This window comes from Flavobacterium hydatis (assembly GCF_000737695.1).
Lineage (GTDB): Bacteria > Bacteroidota > Bacteroidia > Flavobacteriales > Flavobacteriaceae > Flavobacterium > Flavobacterium hydatis.
Genome location: NZ_JPRM01000002.1, coordinates 75,595 through 94,297 on the forward strand (window position 1 = coordinate 75,595; position 18,703 = coordinate 94,297).

19 protein-coding genes and 2 tRNA genes are annotated in these 18,703 nt (G+C 32.1%); 14 read left to right on the top strand and 7 right to left on the bottom strand.

All coding sequences use genetic code 11. The features are described 5' to 3' along the window. Positions 1-8: 8 nt before the first annotated feature. Complete coding sequence (locus IW20_RS25235; protein ID WP_051885490.1) at positions 9-407, bottom strand: helix-turn-helix domain-containing protein; 399 nt, start codon at positions 405-407, stop codon at positions 9-11. A gap of 337 nt (positions 408-744) precedes the next feature. On the opposite strand from IW20_RS25235, the gene IW20_RS26825 reads away from it, so the two are divergent. From IW20_RS26825 to folK, 6 genes are all read left to right on the top strand, one after another. After that, the gene (locus tag IW20_RS26825) at positions 745-879 is read left to right on the top strand and encodes a hypothetical protein (protein ID WP_262488097.1); all 135 of its coding nucleotides are present in this window, start codon (positions 745-747) and stop codon (positions 877-879) included. A 296-nt stretch (positions 880-1,175) separates the two neighbouring features. Continuing rightward, the gene (locus tag IW20_RS26830) at positions 1,176-1,307 is read left to right on the top strand and encodes a hypothetical protein (protein WP_262488098.1); all 132 of its coding nucleotides are present in this window, start codon (positions 1,176-1,178) and stop codon (positions 1,305-1,307) included. A 251-nt stretch (positions 1,308-1,558) separates the two neighbouring features. Continuing rightward, positions 1,559-1,693 carry a hypothetical protein gene (locus IW20_RS26835; protein WP_262488099.1) on the top strand — a complete coding sequence of 45 codons (135 nt, stop codon included), beginning with the start codon at positions 1,559-1,561 and terminating at the stop codon, positions 1,691-1,693. Positions 1,694-1,787: 94 nt separating this feature from the next. Next, positions 1,788-3,680 (top strand): prenyltransferase/squalene oxidase repeat-containing protein, encoded by a 1,893-nt coding sequence (locus IW20_RS26560; RefSeq protein WP_051885491.1) that lies wholly within the window; start codon positions 1,788-1,790, stop codon positions 3,678-3,680. After that, on the top strand, positions 3,649-4,827 hold the full coding sequence (locus IW20_RS01705) for a zinc metalloprotease (RefSeq protein ID WP_035617933.1): 1,179 nt from the start codon (positions 3,649-3,651) through the stop codon (positions 4,825-4,827). Before IW20_RS26560 ends, IW20_RS01705 begins: the two co-directional genes overlap by 32 nt. Before the next feature lie 61 nt (positions 4,828-4,888). After that, positions 4,889-6,022 carry a 2-amino-4-hydroxy-6-hydroxymethyldihydropteridine diphosphokinase gene (gene folK / locus IW20_RS01710; RefSeq protein WP_035617935.1) on the top strand — a complete coding sequence of 378 codons (1,134 nt, stop codon included), beginning with the start codon at positions 4,889-4,891 and terminating at the stop codon, positions 6,020-6,022. On the opposite strand, the gene IW20_RS01715 is transcribed toward folK, so the two are convergent. The 3 genes from IW20_RS01715 to IW20_RS01725 all read right to left on the bottom strand — a co-directional run bounded on the left by IW20_RS01715 (position 6,023) and on the right by IW20_RS01725 (position 7,674). Further along, on the bottom strand, positions 6,023-6,616 hold the full coding sequence (locus IW20_RS01715; protein ID WP_035617937.1) for a CHAP domain-containing protein: 594 nt from the start codon (positions 6,614-6,616) through the stop codon (positions 6,023-6,025). Positions 6,617-6,638: 22 nt separating this feature from the next. Then, positions 6,639-7,175 carry an RNA methyltransferase gene (locus IW20_RS01720; protein ID WP_035617939.1) on the bottom strand — a complete coding sequence of 179 codons (537 nt, stop codon included), beginning with the start codon at positions 7,173-7,175 and terminating at the stop codon, positions 6,639-6,641. Between the two features lie 79 nt (positions 7,176-7,254). Next, positions 7,255-7,674 carry a DUF1573 domain-containing protein gene (locus IW20_RS01725; RefSeq protein WP_035617941.1) on the bottom strand — a complete coding sequence of 140 codons (420 nt, stop codon included), beginning with the start codon at positions 7,672-7,674 and terminating at the stop codon, positions 7,255-7,257. Positions 7,675-7,832: 158 nt separating this feature from the next. On the opposite strand from IW20_RS01725, the gene mutS reads away from it, so the two are divergent. From mutS to IW20_RS01745, 4 genes are all read left to right on the top strand, one after another. Then, complete coding sequence (gene mutS, locus IW20_RS01730) at positions 7,833-10,442, top strand: DNA mismatch repair protein MutS (protein ID WP_035617943.1); 2,610 nt, start codon at positions 7,833-7,835, stop codon at positions 10,440-10,442. Between the two features lie 150 nt (positions 10,443-10,592). Continuing rightward, positions 10,593-10,665: transfer RNA gene (locus IW20_RS01735), tRNA-Gly, on the top strand. A gap of 14 nt (positions 10,666-10,679) precedes the next feature. Further along, a tRNA-Leu gene (locus IW20_RS01740) sits at positions 10,680-10,765 on the top strand. A gap of 173 nt (positions 10,766-10,938) precedes the next feature. Continuing rightward, a complete protein-coding gene (locus IW20_RS01745) occupies positions 10,939-11,286 on the top strand; it encodes a YegP family protein (RefSeq protein WP_035617945.1) in 348 nt (115 codons plus the stop codon). Between the two features lie 158 nt (positions 11,287-11,444). On the opposite strand, the gene IW20_RS01750 is transcribed toward IW20_RS01745, so the two are convergent. Together IW20_RS01750 and IW20_RS01755 are read right to left on the bottom strand one after the other, a co-directional pair. After that, positions 11,445-11,672 (bottom strand): hypothetical protein, encoded by a 228-nt coding sequence (locus IW20_RS01750; RefSeq protein ID WP_035617948.1) that lies wholly within the window; start codon positions 11,670-11,672, stop codon positions 11,445-11,447. Positions 11,673-12,042: 370 nt separating this feature from the next. Then, positions 12,043-13,269 (bottom strand): 3-deoxy-D-manno-octulosonic acid transferase, encoded by a 1,227-nt coding sequence (locus tag IW20_RS01755; RefSeq protein WP_035617949.1) that lies wholly within the window; start codon positions 13,267-13,269, stop codon positions 12,043-12,045. Between the two features lie 165 nt (positions 13,270-13,434). Between IW20_RS01755 and IW20_RS01760 the strand changes: the two genes are divergently transcribed. The 4 genes from IW20_RS01760 to IW20_RS01775 all read left to right on the top strand — a co-directional run bounded on the left by IW20_RS01760 (position 13,435) and on the right by IW20_RS01775 (position 18,025). Continuing rightward, the gene (locus IW20_RS01760; RefSeq protein ID WP_035617951.1) at positions 13,435-14,565 is read left to right on the top strand and encodes a DegT/DnrJ/EryC1/StrS family aminotransferase; all 1,131 of its coding nucleotides are present in this window, start codon (positions 13,435-13,437) and stop codon (positions 14,563-14,565) included. Positions 14,566-14,601: 36 nt separating this feature from the next. Further along, a complete protein-coding gene (gene galE / locus IW20_RS01765) occupies positions 14,602-15,624 on the top strand; it encodes a UDP-glucose 4-epimerase GalE (protein WP_035617953.1) in 1,023 nt (340 codons plus the stop codon). A gap of 84 nt (positions 15,625-15,708) precedes the next feature. After that, positions 15,709-16,614: a DMT family transporter gene (locus IW20_RS01770; protein WP_035617955.1), complete on the top strand. Its 906-nt coding sequence runs from the start codon at positions 15,709-15,711 to the stop codon at positions 16,612-16,614. A gap of 208 nt (positions 16,615-16,822) precedes the next feature. Beyond that, positions 16,823-18,025 carry a glycerophosphodiester phosphodiesterase gene (locus IW20_RS01775; RefSeq protein WP_051885492.1) on the top strand — a complete coding sequence of 401 codons (1,203 nt, stop codon included), beginning with the start codon at positions 16,823-16,825 and terminating at the stop codon, positions 18,023-18,025. A gap of 74 nt (positions 18,026-18,099) precedes the next feature. Here the strand turns inward: IW20_RS01775 and IW20_RS01780 are convergent, their stop codons facing one another. Further along, positions 18,100-18,621, bottom strand: coding sequence for a hypothetical protein (locus tag IW20_RS01780; protein ID WP_240478446.1), 522 nt, complete (start codon positions 18,619-18,621; stop codon positions 18,100-18,102). Positions 18,622-18,703: the final 82 nt, after the last annotated feature.

Consider the following 18,703-nt stretch of genomic DNA (forward strand, 5'->3'; position numbering starts at 1 on the left):
TAGCCTGATTAAGATGATTTATTTTTGTTTTGTTTTAAAAACAGAATAAGATCTTCCTTGTCCTTAAGACGTGATTCATAATTTTCTCTCACAAAGATAATTTTTTCTTTTAAAGTACTTACATGTTCTTTCAGTTCAAAAATTAATTGTTCAGAAAAATGTAACACTTGTACAAATTGATTTTTAAGCGCCTCATCGGGCTTGTTATTAAATAAAGAGTTCTCATTTTTTAATTCGTCTTTCTCCACATCCAGTACTTTAGCAATAATTTCCCATTCAGATTCTTTGATCTGACTTGTACCACGTTCCTTTCGATAATACTGAGGTTGAGATATGTTTAAATACTCAGCCATTTGCTCTTGCGAGAAGCCTTTACCTTCTCTTATTTGTCTTAATTTTATTTCCATACTTATTCCATTAAAATCATTATTACTTAGACTACTTCATAATTTAGTGTTAAGACTAAGGTACTAAAACGATTCTCATAATAATAAAAATCTTACAAAAAAATTTGTTGTATTTTATGACGAAAATCATTTGAGATTAAAAAGGAAAGCTTTTTTCTTAAATCATTTTATTATTCAAATATTATTCAGCTTTTGAATAAGCAGTTATCAGGATAAATAATATTTTTGAAAAAATAGAATTATTCTTACAATTAAATATGTTTTCGCGTACGAAGGATATATACAAGTAAGGGTGTCTTTAAAAAATGTAGGATAAAAAAAATTAAAGTCAATTATTATGAATGTAGGAAATCAATTGCCAGAAGAAGTTTTAGTAATAGAAAATCAATTATTAGAAAAATTTCAAGTTGAAGAATTAGAAAAACGATATGAATTCGGTTGGATGCTAAGTATTCTTGATGCAGTAATATAGTAGTAAGTAAATTATCTGCTTTTCTTAGAAGCATGCATTATTGTGTGCTTCTTTTTTTTTACATATCCTAAGATAAAAGGCAATGGGGGTTGGTGTAATTTGAGGATTATGACAACAATATTTTATTATTCAAATATTATTCGGTTTTTGAATAAGCAGCAATAAGGATAAGTGATACTTTTGAAATATAAAACTAATCTTACAATTTAAGTATTTTTTTGCGTACGAAGAATGTATTCGGATTTAAGAGTGTTTTAAAAAAAATTGTAGTATTAAAAATTTTAAAAAAATTCACCATGAATCAAGAAAATCAATTACCAGTAGAAGTATTAGTAGAAAATCAATTAGTTGAAAAATTTCAAGTTGAAGAACTAGAAAAAAGATACGAATTTGGTTGGGTTACTTCTGTTATTGATGCATTAAAATAATTGTAAGTAAATTATCTGCTTTTCTTAGAAGTATACATTTATTGCATATTTCTTTTTTTTAAAGTGAGTGGATATTTTTATTATGCAAATATTATTCGGTTTTTGAATAAGCAGCAATAAGGATAAAAAATACTTTTGAAACATAGAATTAGTCTTACAATTTAAGTGTGTTTTTGCGTACGAAGAATGTATTCGGATTTAAGAGTGTTTTAAAAAAAATGTAGTATTAAAAATTTTTAAAAAAAATTATCATGAATTTACAAAATCAATTAACAGAAGAAATTTTAGTATTAGAGAACCAATTAGTTGAAAAATTTCAAGTTGAAGAACTAGAAAAAAGATACGAATTTGGTTGGGGTACTGATATCATTGATGCATTTAAATAATATCTAATATTATTATTTGCTTTTCTTAGAAGTATGCATTTTTAATGCATACTTCTGTTTTTTATAAGATGTTTAGTTTAAAAAAAGATCAAGTATGAGATTGAAGTTTACGAGTTATATTCAAAATCTGTCTATACCGGATAATTTCAAATCGGTAGTTTTAGATGCCAATTTCACCGCTGGTAATCCGATTTATTATCAAAAATATCCTGAACTTTTTGCACAGGTTTTCCTTGTAGAGAGTAAAAATTTGGAACTGCTTAATATTGCGGGCTATTTATATTATCAGGCAACATTATTTACAGATACTTTGATAGATGAAAAAGATTTATCGAAATTTCCTTTAGTCACCGTTTGTCAGGAGGAAAGCATTAAAATTCTAACCAGTATTTATGGTTTAGAAAATAGTTTTTGGCAACTATGGAATACTCGTAGAAACGAATATTTTGAAGCCATTTATTTAGAAAAATCTTTTCTTGAAAAAGAGGTTATTGCCATTGAAGAGTATGAAATACTAGCAGACAAAAAATCGGCATTTGGTAAAGTTGCTATCGATTGTTTGTTTAGCATCGACAACTCTAAAGACAATGATTTATACGAGCAATTATTACTTTCACATAAATATTTTTCGGTTGCATTTCAATTAAATGATGATATCCAGGATTTAAAAGCAGACGTAAAGAAAGGACAGTTTAACTGGGCTTTTTATTTATTGAAACAAAATAAGATGTCTGATCATGCACCTGAAAAACTGGAAAAATACATTCATATTCGAGGCATTTCTAAACAAATGTATCAACTTGGAATTTCCTATTGCGACAAAGCATTAGAATTGGTTAAGGACATAGATGTTCCCGAATGGAAAAAGGTTCTGTATGATACGAAAAAGGCTTTTGTAACTTTTATTATTGAAATAGATAATTATCTGGAAATTTTGACAGCAGATATTACTCTAATTAGTCAAAAGATTGCAGAAAATAATAATCAGAATAGTATATCGTCGGCCATAACGTATATAAAGAACAAACAACAAGAAAACGGAAGTTGGAGAGAATATGTAAATCAGGGTGGAATTAGTACTACTTGGGCAAGTGCTTTTATCCTTTCTAAAATTTCAGAAAATAAAATTCTTCAGCGCTCTTTTGAAAATGAAATTCCAAAAGCGATTTCTTTTTTAGAAAACAATCATAAAGATGTTTTATGGAGTTACAACGGTACTTGGATTGAAGATTCTGATTCGGCCAATTTTGCATTACTTTCTTATTTTCTAAACAATAAAGAAATTGATACTGATATTCAGGAATACTGGCTTAATTTTCAGAATAGTGATGGAGGTTTCTCCACCTATTATGATGAGAATAAATTATTGACTTCATTAGACGATAGGGTTATCTCAAAAGTTTCCGGATGGATACATTCGCATGATTGTGTGAGTGCGGTAAGTTTTTACTTTTTGGCAAAAACAAATCAACAACCAGAAGCTTTTATTAAACTGAAAAAATATTTTGAAGCAAAAACAGAGCAGGAATTAAATTCATATTGGTGGACTAGTAATATTTATGTTTTTTACTATCTGGCAAAGACATATCATTTACTGGGTGAGAAACAACAATTATCATTAATTATAGATAAGGTAAAAAGGGAACAAGCTGAAAATGGAAGTTTTGGTGATAAATATGGAGAAAATTTATTTTATACCGGATTAGCACTTGAAATTTTGCTTTTAGAAAATAATGAAAATGAAGCCGAGATAGAAAAAACAATCGAATATTTATTTAAAAATCAGTATCAGGATGGTTCGTGGGATAACTCACACGCTCTGCAGGTTCCGGACTCTTCCAAAATAAAACCTGAAAATACTCCTTATCCTGTTGCTACTTTTGGTATGAATGTGAGAGCCAAAGAGTTTAACCGTTTATTTACAACTACTGTAATTTTACAAGCACTTAGTATATATGAACAAAAATATAGTACCGCAACTGTCTGAAGACATTAGTTATCATCCGTTTGGTAAAACTGATTTTTTTATTCATCAACTAACTTTTGATCACAGGATAAAAATTTCTTCTGATTTGTATCGTTTTCTAGAGTTAATCGACGGAAAGAAAAGCCTTCAGATTCTGGTAGACGAGTATAATTTGAAGTTTGAATCGATTTTGACAATCGATTTTGCAAATGATTTTTTGTTTACCAAATTAGCCAAATATGGTATAATTCAAAGTGATGAAATTGAGGTAAAACCAAATCAAAAGCCTGATTATTTAAAGCTAAGTTTTATTTTAATAGATGTAAAGATCGTTTCAAAGTTTACAAAATACCTGAAGTATTTATTCCTGAATAATGTGCTTAAAATCAATTTGGCAATAATTTTTTTAATTTTAAGTATTTGTTTTTACGTGTTTTATAATCAAATTTTTTATACCAATATTGCAAAATCAGAGTGGTTGATTTTCTTTCTCATGAGCTTTGTTGGAGTTACTTTTCATGAATTCGGACATGCATCTGCAGCACATTATTACGGAGCAAAACACGGAGGAATTGGAGGAGGATTTTATCTGGTTGTACCTGTGTATTTTGCAGATGTAACTGATATCTGGAAATTGCCAAAGACGCAAAGAATTGTGGTCAATTTAGCAGGAATATATTTTGAATTTGTGTATGCTATTTTTCTAATAACTATTGGGGTTATTTTTCAATATAATTTACTGATTTTATTAGCTTGTATTTATTCGTTGTCAATTTTAAGAAACCTAAATCCGTTTGCAAGAAGCGATGGGTATTGGGTACTTTCTGACGCGATTGAAAAGCCAAATTTAATGCACCATGGATTTCAAAAAATAAAACAAATTTTCACATCTGGCAATACTATCAAAACATGGAAAGCAATAGATTATTTTCTGTTATTTTATGGTTTAGTAAATTATAGCTTTATATCATTTTTTGTCTATATCGTTTTAATTAAAAACCCTGATTCTATTATATATTTTCCTCAAAATCTGTGGCGTTTTATCACAACGATTATGGAACCTGATTCTCAATTTTCAGTAGCACAGGTTGGAAAACTTTTCCTACCACTATTGTTTTTTTATTTAGTTTTTAAATGGTTGAGAATCATATTAATTAAAGCGAAATAGGAATAACAGTTTTAAAAGATTCTTATTTTCTAAAATACTTTTAGTTAATTTGCATCTAATTATGAAATCACAGCATCAGGTCGTTTTATCACTAGGAAGTAACCAAGGAAACAGGTTAGAAAATATCGAAAACTGCATTAATTTGATACATCAGGAAATTGGAACTGTTGTTCAGGTTTCGAGATTATATGAAACACCTGCCTGGGGGTTTGAGAGTGATGCGTTCTATAATTGTGCCTTGATTTTGCATACCAATGCATCGGCACAAAAAATATTAAATCAAGTTTTAAAAGTCGAAAAACAATTAGGACGTATCCGTTCTGAACAAGAAGGATACCAATCCAGGCTTATAGATGTTGATGTGATTATTTATGAAGATGAAATTATCGATACCGATAAACTTCAGATTCCTCATCCTTTGATGCAAAACCGGAATTTTGTTTTGTTACCTATTCAGGATTTAAACTTAAATTGGAAACACCCGATTTTTCAAAAAACAATATCAGAATTAATCGCAATAACGCCAGATGATAGTGTTTGTACAGTTGTTCAGCATTTAAAAAATCCGTTGCAGGAAATCCCGATGCAGCGATTTAATTATATTGCTTTTGAAGGAAATATTGGTGCTGGAAAAACAACTTTGGTTCATAAAATAGCCGACGATTTTAATGCAAAAACAGTATTAGAACGTTTTGCAGATAATCCTTTTTTGCCTAAATTTTATAAAGATCAAAACCGATATGCTTTCCCGCTCGAAATGTCTTTTCTTGCCGATCGTTACCAGCAATTATCAGATGATTTAGCTCAGTTTGATTTGTTTAAGGATTTTATCGTAGCCGATTATCATATCTTTAAATCATTGATTTTTGCCAAAATCACACTTGCAGAAGATGAATATCGCTTGTATCGTAACTTGTTTGATATTATCTATAAGGAAATGCCAAAACCAGATTTGTATGTTTATTTATATCAAAATACAGAACGGTTATTGCAGAACATAAAAAAGCGTGGCAGAAGCTACGAGCAAAATATTGAGGCAGAGTATTTGGATAAAATCAACAATGGATATTTAGAGTATATCAAATCACAACCAGATCTGAATGTTCTTATTATTGATGTTTCAGATCGTGATTTTGTGAAAAAACATGAAGACTACCTTTTTGTTTTAGAGGAAATCCAGAAAAAAATAGGATAGTTATTCTTTTCTTAACCAGCCCAAAATTCGGTCATTGCCAATTATCCATTTGCCTTCTTTTTCGATTAAAGAAAAAACTTCTCTCGATTTGCTAAACGGACCAGGATTTTGCTGAATTATTTCAATTTCATTATCGGTCACATTTGAAACAATGGCAACGTGCCCAAATCGGTTAAAAATGGTTCCGCTATAAATTAATAAATCATCAGCTTTTGGTTTGCTCACACTAGGATTGGTATATTGTACTAAATCCCTTTTTTCGTTTCTCTGACCATCTTTAAGATCAGCGTTAAAAAAGTCTTTGGCATGACCATAACTATCAGGCATTTTATGATTAAAATGTTCGTAGTAATATCTTTTTACAAATTCTACACACTGATATTTTAAACCAAGATTATAATTGTCTGCCGTAAGATTTCTATTAGTAACATTGTTTACTCCACCATTGTAGTAAACGAGAACACCATTTAAGCTGTCCAGAGGTTGCCCTATGGTATGTTCTGTATTAAAATTGAATTTTTTAAAAGTCCATATTCCTGAGAAAAGAAATATAGATAGCCCAATTAAGATATAAGTCCCGCGTTTGAATTTCATTGTAATAGCAATAAAGATATTTTTATTTAGGCCAATTCATTTTCTGGAATAAATCCCAAACAACAATCCCGGCACTTACAGATATATTAAGGGAATGTTTAGTTCCTAATTGCGGAATTTCGATACAGCCATCGCAAATAGCAACAGCTTCCTGAGCTACGCCATATACTTCGTTTCCAAAAACCAGTGCATACTTTTTGCCTTTTTCGACTTCAAAATCTTGTAGAAAAATAGCACTTTCTACCTGTTCGATAGCCAGAGTTGTAACGCTTTCTTTTTTAAGATTTTCAATTACTTCCAATACATTTTCATGATGCTCCCAAGTAACAGTTTCTGTAGCTCCAAGTGCAGTTTTATGAATTTCTTTGTTTGGTGGAGTAGCAGTAATACCACACAAGATTATTTTTTCTATCAAAAAAGCATCTGCAGTACGAAAAACAGAACCTATATTGTGTAAGCTGCGAATATCGTCTAAGACTAATATAAGAGGTGTTTTGTCTGAATTTTTAAAGTCGGCAATAGTTTTTCTTTCGAGTTCGCTGTTTTCGAGTTTTCTCATAATTGTTTTAAATTCTAGTAATAAAAAAAGCTTCCAAATATAAGGAAGCTTTTCGTTTATTTTGTTGTTGTTTTACGATTTAGCTTTTTGGAGCTTCATCTGCTAAAACAGTACCTTTAATAGTAAGTATTTTTGTAGGTTGTCCAGCTGCATTAGATGTAACTGTTACGGTTTTTGTAAAAGCACCAACTCTGTCAGTAGCATATTTTACACCAATAATACCTTTAGCTCCTGGAGCGATTGGCTCTTTTGGAGAAGTTGGTACTGTACAACCACAAGAACCTTGTGTGTTAGTAATGATTAATGGTTTGTTACCGTTGTTAGTAAATACAAATTCACGTTTTCCATCTGCATTGTGTGCAATTGTACCGTAATCTATAACTTCATTCACGAAAACCATTCCAGCACCGTCAACTTTAGCAGCTTTAGCTTTAGCCTGTGCATTTGATGTTGCAACGCTTAGTACTGTAAACATTACAAATAAGATTATTTTTTTCATTTTCAGTTTAATTTTTTAATTATTAACAAATCTATGTAAAATAATGAAAACGAAACTTAAAATTGGCTTAAAAATATTTTAATTTTTCAGGGATTCTTTATTCGCTTTAAAATTTTATAAATTCGCTGTCATAAAATTTCATTTAAAAACATAGTAATTTGGCAGCGAAAGAGAAAGTGGTGAAAGAAACACCCTTAATGAAACAGTACAACGAAATCAAGAGAAAATATCCTGATGCATGTCTGCTTTTTAGAGTTGGTGATTTTTACGAAACCTTTGGAGAAGACGCCATTAGAGCTTCTAAAATTCTAGGAATAACATTAACAAAACGTGGTGCAGGTTCAGAAACCGAAACGGCTTTGGCTGGTTTTCCGCATCATTCTATTAATACATATTTACCAAAACTGGTAAAAGCAGGACTTCGTGTAGCGATTTGCGATCAGTTAGAAGATCCTAAAATGACGAAAACTATCGTAAAAAGAGGGGTAACAGAACTAGTAACTCCGGGAGTTTCTCTTAACGATGAGGTTTTGCAGTCAAAAACAAATAACTTTTTGGCATCGGTTTATTTTACGAATAAAAATATCGGTGTTTCGTTTCTAGATGTTTCTACAGGAGAATTTCTTACTGCGCAAGGAAATGCAGAATATATAGATAAGTTATTGCAAAACTTCAATCCAAGTGAAGTTTTGGTTCCAAAGCATAATAAGAATGATTTTAAAGATGCTTTTGGAGAAGATTTTCATAGTTTTTATTTAGAAGATTGGATATATAAAGAAGACTACGCTTTTGAAATTTTGACAAAACATTTCCAGACCGCTTCCTTAAAAGGTTTTGGGATAGAAGAGTTAAAAGAAGGAATTATTGCTTCGGGAGCAATCTTATATTATTTGTCCGAAACACAACATAATAGAGTACAACATATAACCGCCATTCAGCGTATTGCCGAAGATGCTTATGTGTGGATGGATCGTTTTACAATTCGTAATCTGGAATTGTACCATAGTTATAACCCAAATGCAGTTACGCTTCTTGATGTTATCGATAGAACGCTTTCGCCAATGGGAGGGCGTTTATTAAAACGTTGGTTGGCATTACCTCTTAAGGATAGTAATAAGATAAAAAGCCGTCATGAAGTAGTAACATATCTGAAAGAAAATCAAGAAGTACTACACGATATTCAGTATCAAATTAAACAAATATCCGATTTAGAACGTTTAATTTCTAAAATTGCCGCTGGGAAAGTTTCTCCTCGTGAAATTGTTTATTTAAAAGAATCTCTGGATGCTATAATTCCGATAAAAGAACTTGCGCTTAAAAGTCCGCAAGAAGCTGTAAAAGTAATAGGAGATAGCTTGCATAGTTGTGATTTATTGCGTGAGAAAATTAAAACGACTTTAAATCAGGATTCAGCACCAGTATCTATTAATAAAGGTAACGCTATTGCGAAAGGAATTAGCGAAGAACTAGATGATTTAAGAGCAATATCGACTTCAGGGAAAGAATATTTAGAAGGAATTGAAACCAGAGAATCACAAAGAACAGGAATCACCTCCTTGAAGATATCATTCAATAATGTTTTTGGATATTATATAGAAGTTCGAAATACGCATAAAGATAAAGTGCCTGCGGAATGGATTCGTAAGCAAACCTTGGTTAATGCGGAACGTTATATTACTGAGGAATTAAAAGAATACGAAACTAAAATTCTAGGAGCCGAAGAAAAGATTCATAAAATAGAGTTGGAGCTTTTTGAACAATTGGTTTCTTGGATTACAACATATATCAAGCCTGTGCAAATGAATGCAAGCTTGGTGGCACAATTAGATTGTTTGTGCTCGTTTACGCAGCTAGCAATCGAGAATAAATACGTTTGCCCGGAAATAGATGATACTTTCGAATTAGAAATTAAAAACGGAAGACACCCTGTTATCGAAAAACAATTACCAGTTGGAGTGCCTTATATTGCCAATGATGTTTTCTTAGATAGAGAAACACAGCAGATAATAATGATTACTGGTCCCAATATGTCGGGTAAGTCGGCTATTTTGCGTCAAACAGCTTTAATTGTATTGCTGGCTCAAATGGGAAGTTTTGTTCCTGCAGATAGCGTTAGGATGGGAATGGTAGATAAGATATTTACCAGAGTGGGAGCTTCGGATAATATTTCGATGGGAGAATCGACTTTTATGGTCGAGATGAACGAAACGGCGTCTATCTTGAATAATATCTCAGACAGAAGTTTAGTATTACTAGATGAAATAGGAAGAGGAACGAGTACCTATGATGGAATTTCGATTGCGTGGGCAATTGCAGAGTTTTTACACGAACATCCATCAAGACCTAAGACATTATTTGCAACGCATTATCATGAGTTAAATGAAATGACCGATTCGTTACCGAGAATCCAGAATTATAACGTTGCTGTAAAAGAATTAAAAGATACTGTTCTTTTTATCCGAAAACTGGTAAAAGGAGGTAGCGCACATAGTTTTGGTATTCATGTAGCAAAAATGGCGGGAATGCCTCAAATTGTAATCTTGAAAGCACAGAAGCTTTTAAAGAAATTAGAGAAAGACCATTCAAGCGATGCATTAAACGGAGTTAAATCTGATAATGACGAAATGCAAATGAGTTTCTTTAATCTAGATGATCCATTATTAGAAGAGATTAAAGAAGAGATTTTAAATCTTGATATAAATGCGATAACCCCAGTAGAAGCGCTGATGAAGCTTAATGAAATAAAAAGAATGATTACTAGGAAATAATTTCAATTTTTAAAGAATACGTTATCAGAATGTTATGTTTTTTGTGTGATTTTTTTTGAAAAAAGGCTTGTTTAATTCAATAAATGTCCTAAATTTGCACTCGCAATACAGAACAAATCAAGTGTTGCGGTTCTTTAATAAAAATGAAATGCGAAAATAGCTCAGTTGGTAGAGCGCGACCTTGCCAAGGTCGAGGTCGCGGGTTCGAGCCCCGTTTTTCGCTCAACACTACATAATGCTCGGATGGTGAAATTGGTAGACACGCTGGACTTAAAATCCAGTGAACAGCAATGTTCGTGCGGGTTCAAGTCCCGCTCTGAGTACTAAAAACCTCTTCTTTTGAAGAGGTTTTTTTATTTTACAAAAGTTTGTAATCTTAAAAGTAGACTTAATGATACTTGATTTCAGGCTTTGAATAAATCTTCGTTGGTTTTTAAATCAGTTATCTGAGGAGTTTAGGGTTTTGAAATCGATAATCTAAAAATTTAAAATATAAATGGGTGCTTTCGTGATAAGTAAGAGGTTTAATGATGAGTATAAATTTGTGTTTACTTCCAGAAAAGGGAAGGTCATCTTTACAAGTCTTAGTTATGAGCTTAAATTTGAATGTGAGGAAGAGATTGAGAAATTTAAGGGAAGTATAGATACGGCTAAGTTTTTGAAGTTTAAATCGTCTGGTGGGAAGTATTTCTTTAAGTTGGTTTTTGATGATAATCATTTTGCAACAAGTAGAAAATATACGACCGAGTTGCTTCTTCAAAAAGGAATAAAGGAAATTGTTACTTATGGATCTAGATCTGAAATTTTAGATTTCTCGGTTAATGATTTTGTTTTTGAGGATTAGCTTATAAGGTTGAAATAAAAAAGAGAGCGCGTTTTGATAATTTATCAAAACGCGCTCTCTTTTTTTTGGCTTAAAAAATAATGCTAAACTTTATTCCAATAAAAAAGCCATCTCGCTCTTAGCGGATGGCTTTAAAAATTTTAGAATCTAGGTTCTAATTATTTTTTTGCAGCTTCAGTTGCAGTTTTAGCAGCATCAGTAGCAGTAGCAGCAGCAGAATCAACTACAACAGCAGCAGAATCAACTACAGCAGCAGCAGAATCAACAACAACAGCAGCAGAATCAACTACAGCAGCAGCGTCGTCAGCAGGAGCAGCGTCAGCTTTTTTACAAGATACAACAGTTAAAACAGCAACAACAGCTAAACTTAAAAATACTTTTTTCATCTTACTTTATTATAAAAGGTTAATTATTAATTCGTGGCAAAGATATAAATTTTTTAATATGTAAAATATTTTTTTATTTTTTTTTAAAATATTCTTCGTTGCTCACGTTTATCTTATTATCAATTAACGTGCCAAAAACGTTAAAAAGCTTTTAGAAGTAATCAATTAATGTTTAATGGAGTGTTTTTTAGTCAAATGCACTCGCTAAGGCTAGTAAACACGTTGTTTCTCCGTTCTTAATTAGGCTAATTGTAATAAAAAATGAATCAGTATTAGCTATGAAAGTTTGAATTACTAATTCATTTTATCTGAAAACGGCCAAAAAATTATGATTTGGATAACATGTTTTATGATAAATTAGGGAGAGAGATTAAATAATGCTCATGATTTTATTGGTGGCTCCCTTCTTATTTTGAACGTACGACTTGCAAATTAAGCCTTTCTCATTAAGATAGTCTTTATCTGTGATAAGATGGTTGAATTCGGTTTCTAGTTGCTTTGCGTCGGTAATAGATATGCAACCTCCCAAATGAACAAGTTCTGTGGCTTCGGCAAAATGAGAATAATTCGGTCCAATTATAATAGGAAGACCAAAAGTTGCTGGTTCTAGTATATTATGAACGCCAGGATTTCCGAAGCCACCACCTACATAAGCAATCGTTGCGTAACTGTATATCTTGGTTAATATCCCCACAGTATCAATGATAAAAACATCGTAATCAGCTAGGTTCTTGCCCTCTTTCTCAGAAAACAGAATTGTCTTTTTAGTAATAGATTGTTGTAGCGCTGTAATTTGTTCGGGTTTGATATTATGAGGAGCGATAATAAACTTTACACGCTCTTGAGTAGTGTTAATATATTCGGTTAATAAAACTTCGTCCTTAGGCCATGAACTACCAATAACAATAGTAGTGGTGTTGTTTTTAAATTCAGCAATAAAATCTAAAGTATTATCACGTTCCAAAATAGCAACAACACGATCAAATCTAGTGTCTCCCGAAATGATTACGTTCTTATATCCAATAGATTCGATTTTGTTTTTGGAACTTTCGTTTTGAACAAAAAAGTAAGTAAAAGCATCAAGTGCTTTTTTGTAAAAACCACCATACCATTTAAAGAATATCTGATTGTCTCTAAAAATTCCCGAAACTAAATAAGTAGGTGTATTGTTTTTCTTTAATTCATTAAGGTAGTTTAGCCAAAACTCATATTTGATAAAAAAGACCATTTCTGGATGAGCAAGTTTTAAAAATTGCTTAGCATTTTGTTTAGTATCCAGAGGAAGATAAAGTGTTGCATCTGCAACGGTATTGTTTTTTCGAACTTCATAACCAGAAGGAGAAAAGAAAGTAACAATGATTTTGTGAGAGGGATATTTTTCTTTTATTTTTTCGATAACTGGTAATCCTTGCTCGTACTCGCCTAGAGAAGCTGCGTGAAACCAAATCGTTTTGTCAGAGGGTTTTATCTTTTCTTTAAGGATGGCAAAAACATCTTTTCTTCCGTTTACAAATAGTCTGATTTTAGGACTAAAAAGGGCTACTATTTTTAATAAAAAGGCTACAATAAAAACGATTAGATTGTATAGAAAAAGCATAGTTGAATATTTGGGGCTAAAATACGTTTCTTTCAATTATTTTCATTGGTTTAAACTCATTAAATAACTATTTTTGTTGCTCGTTTTCGGAAGTATTATTTTGAAAGTCAATAGAAATGTGGCTTAGTCCATTCGGGAGCGCAAACTTTAAATTAGAATATCGAAATGAAAAAAATTCAAATGGTTGACTTAAAAAGTCAATATGATAAAATAAAAGTAGCTGTAAATGCTTCGATTCAAGACGTTTTAGATACAAATACATATATTAATGGACCATTGGTTCATCAATTCCAAAAAAATCTCGAAACTTATTTAGGGGCAAAACATGTTATTCCTTGTGCAAACGGAACAGATGCGTTGCAAATTGCAATGATGGGTCTGGATTTAAAACCAGGAGATGAGGTTATTACTGCCGATTTTACTTTTGCAGCAACTGTAGAGGTAATCGCTTTGTTGCAATTAACTCCTGTTTTAGTAGATGTTGAGATGGATAGTATGAATATTTCTATCGATGCTATTAAAAAAGCAATTACGCCAAAAACTAAAGCAATTGTTCCAGTACATTTATTCGGACGTGCTGCTAATATGGATGCAATTATGGAGCTTGCTGCAGCACATAATTTATATGTAATCGAAGATAATGCGCAAGCAATTGGAGCTGATTATGTTTCTAAATCTGGTGCAAAAACCAAAGTAGGGGTTATGGGACATGTAGCTGCAACTTCTTTCTTTCCATCTAAAAACTTAGGTTGTTATGGAGATGGTGGAGCTATTTTTACTAATGATGATGCTTTGGCACATATTATTCGCGGAATTGTAAATCACGGAATGTACGAGCGTTATCATCATGATGTTGTAGGTGTAAATTCACGTTTAGATAGTATTCAGGCAGGAGTTTTAAATGTAAAACTTCCGTTATTAGATGAGTATAATAAAGCACGTCGTGAGGCTGCAACTAAATATAATGCTGCATTAGCAGGACATGCTAATATTATTACGCCTTCATTTAATCCTAAAGAAAATGATCACGTTTTTCATCAATATACTTTACGAATTATAAATGCTGATAGAAACGGATTGTTGCAACATTTACAAGATAAAGGAATTCCTTGTGCGATTTATTATCCAATTCCGTTGCATTCTCAAAAAGCATATCTTGATGTACGTTATAAAGAAGAATATTTCCCAGTGACCAATCAATTGGTACAAGAAGTATTGTCTTTGCCTATGCATACTGAGCTTGATGATGAGCAAATTAAATTTATTACCGATAGTGTAATTGAATTTTTGAAATAAACCAAAACAAGTAAATAGCCAAAAAACAACCAAGAAATGAAAGTATTAGTAACAGGGGGATTAGGATTTATCGGTTCGCATACCGTAGTCGAATTGCAAAATGAAGGCTTTGAAGTTGTAATAATTGATAATCTTTCTAATTCTTCAGAAGATGTTTTAAAAGGAATTGTAGCCATTACAGGTAAAACGCCTTTGTTCGAAAAATTAGATTTAAGAGAAAAGGCTGCAGTGCAAAACTTTTTTAAGAAGCATAATGATGTTACTGGGGTAATTCATTTTGCGGCATCAAAAGCGGTTGGAGAAAGTGTTGAAAATCCACTTTTATACTACGAAAACAACATTAGTAGTTTAGTGTATCTTTTGCAGGAACTACAGCAAAAGCCAGAGGCTAGTTTTATTTTTAGTTCATCTTGTACGGTTTACGGTCAAGCCGAAAAAATGCCGATTACAGAAGATGCTCCTGTGCAGCAACCAATATCTCCTTACGGAAATACTAAGAAAATAGGTGAAGAAATTATTAGAGATACTGCAAAAGCTACTAATATCAACGCTATTTTATTGCGTTATTTTAACCCGATTGGAGCGCATCCATCTACAGAAATTGGTGAATTGCCAATTGGAGTTCCTCAGAATTTAGTTCCTTTTATTACACAAACCGGAATCGGATTGCGTCAGGAATTATCAGTTTACGGAGATGATTATCCTACAACCGATGGTACTTGCGTTCGGGATTATATTCATGTGGTCGATTTAGCAAAAGCGCATGTCGTGGCACTACAGAGATTATTGAATAAAAAGAATCTGGAAAAAGTAGAAACATTTAATCTGGGTACAGGAAAAGGAAGTTCTGTTCTTGAAGTGATTACGAGTTTTGAAAAGGTAAGTGATAAAAAATTACCATATAAAATTGTAGCACGAAGAGAAGGTGATATTACCGAGGCTTATGCAAATACAGCAAAAGCTAATGATGTGCTGGGGTGGAAAGCCCAATCAACGCTTGATGAAGCGATGAAGAGCGCTTGGAAATGGGAAGAAAAGATAAGAAACAAAGTTTCTTAGTTTAAAATAGATAGTATTTTAAAAGTCCCAAATTATAGTATTATAATTTGGGGCTTTTTTATTTAAAAAGATATAGTATTAGCGATGCAACAAAAACCAGATTATAAATTATATCTCTGCATGGCAACAGTAGGGATCGTGTGGGGGACAACTTTTTTAGGAATCAGGGTTGCGGTAGAAACAATTCCGCCATGGTTTGTAACTTCTATTCGTCAGGGTTTAGCAGGATTAATAGCAATGACTATTTTACTGTTTAAAAAAGAATTAAAATGGATTGGTTGGGAGAATTTTAAACACCAATTAATTCCAGCTTTATTAATGATTGTTATTGCAAATGGTTTTACCACCGTTGCTGAGCAAACTTTGCCAAGTGGACTAGCATCTATAATGAGTGCTTTGTCGCCTGTACTTATCTTTATAGGTAGTGTTTTGTTTGGATTGCAAAAACCAAGTTTAAAAGGTATTATAGGAGTTATAATTGGTTTTACGGGAGTTGTTTTTATTTTTAAAGATGGACTAGGTTTATTTTTAGATTCTAATTATCAACACGGACTTATATTTATGAGTTTAGCAATTTTAGGTTGGGCAGCGGGAACAATTTATACAAAAACTCATGCACATAAATCGAATAATATTACACTGAATTTATTTTATCAGTTTACTATTGCTACTTTGGTTCAGTTGGTTTTGGCATTTATTTTTTCTCCAAATCCAGATGTAAGCTTGTGGAGTACGAGAAGTATTTTTGCAGCTTTATATTTGTCTATTTTTGGATCTATACTAGCTTTTTTCTCTTATCATTATGCTTTGAAGCGAGTAACGGCAATACAGGTTTCTATTTTGTCTTACTTCAATACTATAATTGCAGTTTTTCTTGGGTGGTTATTGTTAGACGAAGTAATTACTGTAGATTTTATTATCGCGACAGCACTTATTATATCAGGAGTTTTTATTATCAATTATAAAAAGAAAGAAAAAAAGATTGCCTAAAATCTTGTTTCTAATTGTGTAGAAATCTCAAATTGTCATGTTGATAGTTTGGGATTTTTTGTTTGGTGTAAAATGTTGTAAATTCGGATATTAAATAAAATCATCATGAATGCTAAAAAGGGAAAAACAAATAAAGTATAACTGATACTTAACTCAGTGCTAACGTTTATTGAATGAAAATGGCATTTATTTGCTAAAAATATAAACTATGAATTCATTTCAAATTTTAAAAAGCACAATTTTCTTAAGTGCTGTAATTTTGTTATTGGCTTGTGATATGAATGACGATGATAATCAAACGCCTGAAACTGGAAAATATCCAACTTTAACTGGAGCAAATCCTATTGTAGTCGCTCACCGAGGTGCATCAGGTTATTTGCCAGAGCATACTATTGAGGGATATACTAAAGCTATCGAAATGGGAGCTGATTTTATAGAGCCAGATTTAGTAATGACAAAAGATGGACAACTTGTAGTACGCCATGAACCAATGCTGTCTGGAACGACAAACGTATCAGAAATTCCAGCTTTTGCTTCTAAAAAAACAACCAAAAATATTGATGGTGCAATGGTATCCGATTGGTTTGTTTCTGATTTTACTTTAGCAGAAATTAAACAATTAAAAGCAAAACAAGCTTTTGCGGAGCGTTCACAACAATATAATAATCTGTATGCGATTCCAACATTTGCAGAAGTTATTGCTTTGGCAAAACAAAAATCAGCACAATTAGGACGTGTTATCGGGATTTATCCAGAAACAAAACATCCTTCTTTTCATGAGGCGTTAAATTTAAAGATTACCGATAAATTATTAGAAATGTTAACTGCCGAGGGATGGAATAATGCTTCGTCTCCAGTTTATGTTCAGTCGTTTGAGGTTTCTAATTTGCAATACATAAGAACTAAATCAACAGTGAAAACAATACAGTTATTGAGCTGTTACGATGTAGCTCTAAATGGAGATTTGATTTTTACAGTTCCTCAAGGAGAAATTATTTCTGATGGAAAACCATACGATTGGTATTTAAAAGGTGATACTAGAGATTATGGATTTTTTAGAACACAGGAAGGTTTAGATTTTGTAAAAACTTACGCAACAGGAATTGGTCCGTGGAAACCTTTTATCATTTCGTATAAAGGAGTAGATGCAAATAATGATGGCAAAGCAGACGATATTAATGCAGACGGTAAAGTAGATGATGCTGATAAAGTTGCGCTACCACCAACAACTTTAATTTCTGATGCGCATAAAAAAGGATTACAAGTGCATGCTTACACGTTCAGAAATGAAGGGAAACGATTGTTGAGTAATTATAAAAATAACCCAACTTTAGAATATCAGGCTTTTTATAAATTAGGTTTAGATGGTGTGTTTTCTGATTTTACAGATACAGCAGTTCAAGCGAGATAATTTTGCTTTAAGCAATAAAAATCCCATACTATCAAATCCGATAATATGGGATTTTTTTTGTTTTAAAGCTTTTGTTATTGTGGGTCGAAAGATTGAGGGATTTTTCTGTCCTCTTTCTCTTTGTCAAAAGTCCAAGATATAATCCACCATCTCCCTTCGTTGTAATAGAGCTGTATACTATTAATTCCTCTTCGGGCAACAGGGCCATTTTTTACTAATCGAGTTTCATAAGTGCTCCAAACGTGTGCGATATTCCCAAATATACGAACTTCACGGTTTATTTCTTTTTCATAAAAGGCTGTTTTTGCAACCATAGTATCGGTTTCTTTATGAAAATCTTTAAGGGACATTGTAGTTTGTTGTGTTTTTCCATTGGCATTTTCCACCGGAAAAGAATAAATAGCATTTGGGTCATGAAGCGAAAGGTCGCGTTCCCATTGTCGTTTTTCTCCGGCTTCTCCCGAAACGGCTTCGTAAGTAGCTTTTATAATTCCGTTAATAGTAGCGACATCTTCCTTTAGAGGATATTTTTGTGCATTCGAAATTTGTGTAGACATAATAATAGTTAATAAGATTTTTAAAATTGCTTTTATCATTGCTGAATTGTTTAATGTTCAGGCAAATGAAAACAAAGTATAAAGCACATGGAACTATTTTATACAAACGTGTGTAAATACT

Bases quoted from the DNA above. Each gene is read 5' to 3' on its own strand.
- IW20_RS26830 (WP_262488098.1), top strand. From the start codon at position 1,176: ATGAATCAAGAAAATCAATTACCAGTAGAAGTATTAGTAGAAAATCAA.
- IW20_RS01760 (WP_035617951.1), top strand. From the start codon at position 13,435: ATGAAAAAAATTCAAATGGTTGACTTAAAAAGTCAATATGATAAAATA.
- folK (WP_035617935.1), top strand. From the start codon at position 4,889: ATGAAATCACAGCATCAGGTCGTTTTATCACTAGGAAGTAACCAAGGA.
- IW20_RS01755 (WP_035617949.1), bottom strand. From the start codon at position 13,269: ATGCTTTTTCTATACAATCTAATCGTTTTTATTGTAGCCTTTTTATTA.
- IW20_RS26560 (WP_051885491.1), top strand. From the start codon at position 1,788: ATGAGATTGAAGTTTACGAGTTATATTCAAAATCTGTCTATACCGGAT.
- IW20_RS01780 (WP_240478446.1), bottom strand. From the start codon at position 18,621: ATGATAAAAGCAATTTTAAAAATCTTATTAACTATTATTATGTCTACA.
- IW20_RS01775 (WP_051885492.1), top strand. From the start codon at position 16,823: ATGAATTCATTTCAAATTTTAAAAAGCACAATTTTCTTAAGTGCTGTA.
- IW20_RS26825 (WP_262488097.1), top strand. From the start codon at position 745: ATGAATGTAGGAAATCAATTGCCAGAAGAAGTTTTAGTAATAGAAAAT.
- IW20_RS01715 (WP_035617937.1), bottom strand. From the start codon at position 6,616: ATGAAATTCAAACGCGGGACTTATATCTTAATTGGGCTATCTATATTT.
- IW20_RS25235 (WP_051885490.1), bottom strand. From the start codon at position 407: ATGGAAATAAAATTAAGACAAATAAGAGAAGGTAAAGGCTTCTCGCAA.
- IW20_RS26835 (WP_262488099.1), top strand. From the start codon at position 1,559: ATGAATTTACAAAATCAATTAACAGAAGAAATTTTAGTATTAGAGAAC.
- IW20_RS01725 (WP_035617941.1), bottom strand. From the start codon at position 7,674: ATGAAAAAAATAATCTTATTTGTAATGTTTACAGTACTAAGCGTTGCA.
- galE (WP_035617953.1), top strand. From the start codon at position 14,602: ATGAAAGTATTAGTAACAGGGGGATTAGGATTTATCGGTTCGCATACC.
- IW20_RS01705 (WP_035617933.1), top strand. From the start codon at position 3,649: ATGAACAAAAATATAGTACCGCAACTGTCTGAAGACATTAGTTATCAT.
- IW20_RS01720 (WP_035617939.1), bottom strand. From the start codon at position 7,175: ATGAGAAAACTCGAAAACAGCGAACTCGAAAGAAAAACTATTGCCGAC.
- IW20_RS01750 (WP_035617948.1), bottom strand. From the start codon at position 11,672: ATGAAAAAAGTATTTTTAAGTTTAGCTGTTGTTGCTGTTTTAACTGTT.
- IW20_RS01770 (WP_035617955.1), top strand. From the start codon at position 15,709: ATGCAACAAAAACCAGATTATAAATTATATCTCTGCATGGCAACAGTA.
- IW20_RS01745 (WP_035617945.1), top strand. From the start codon at position 10,939: ATGGGTGCTTTCGTGATAAGTAAGAGGTTTAATGATGAGTATAAATTT.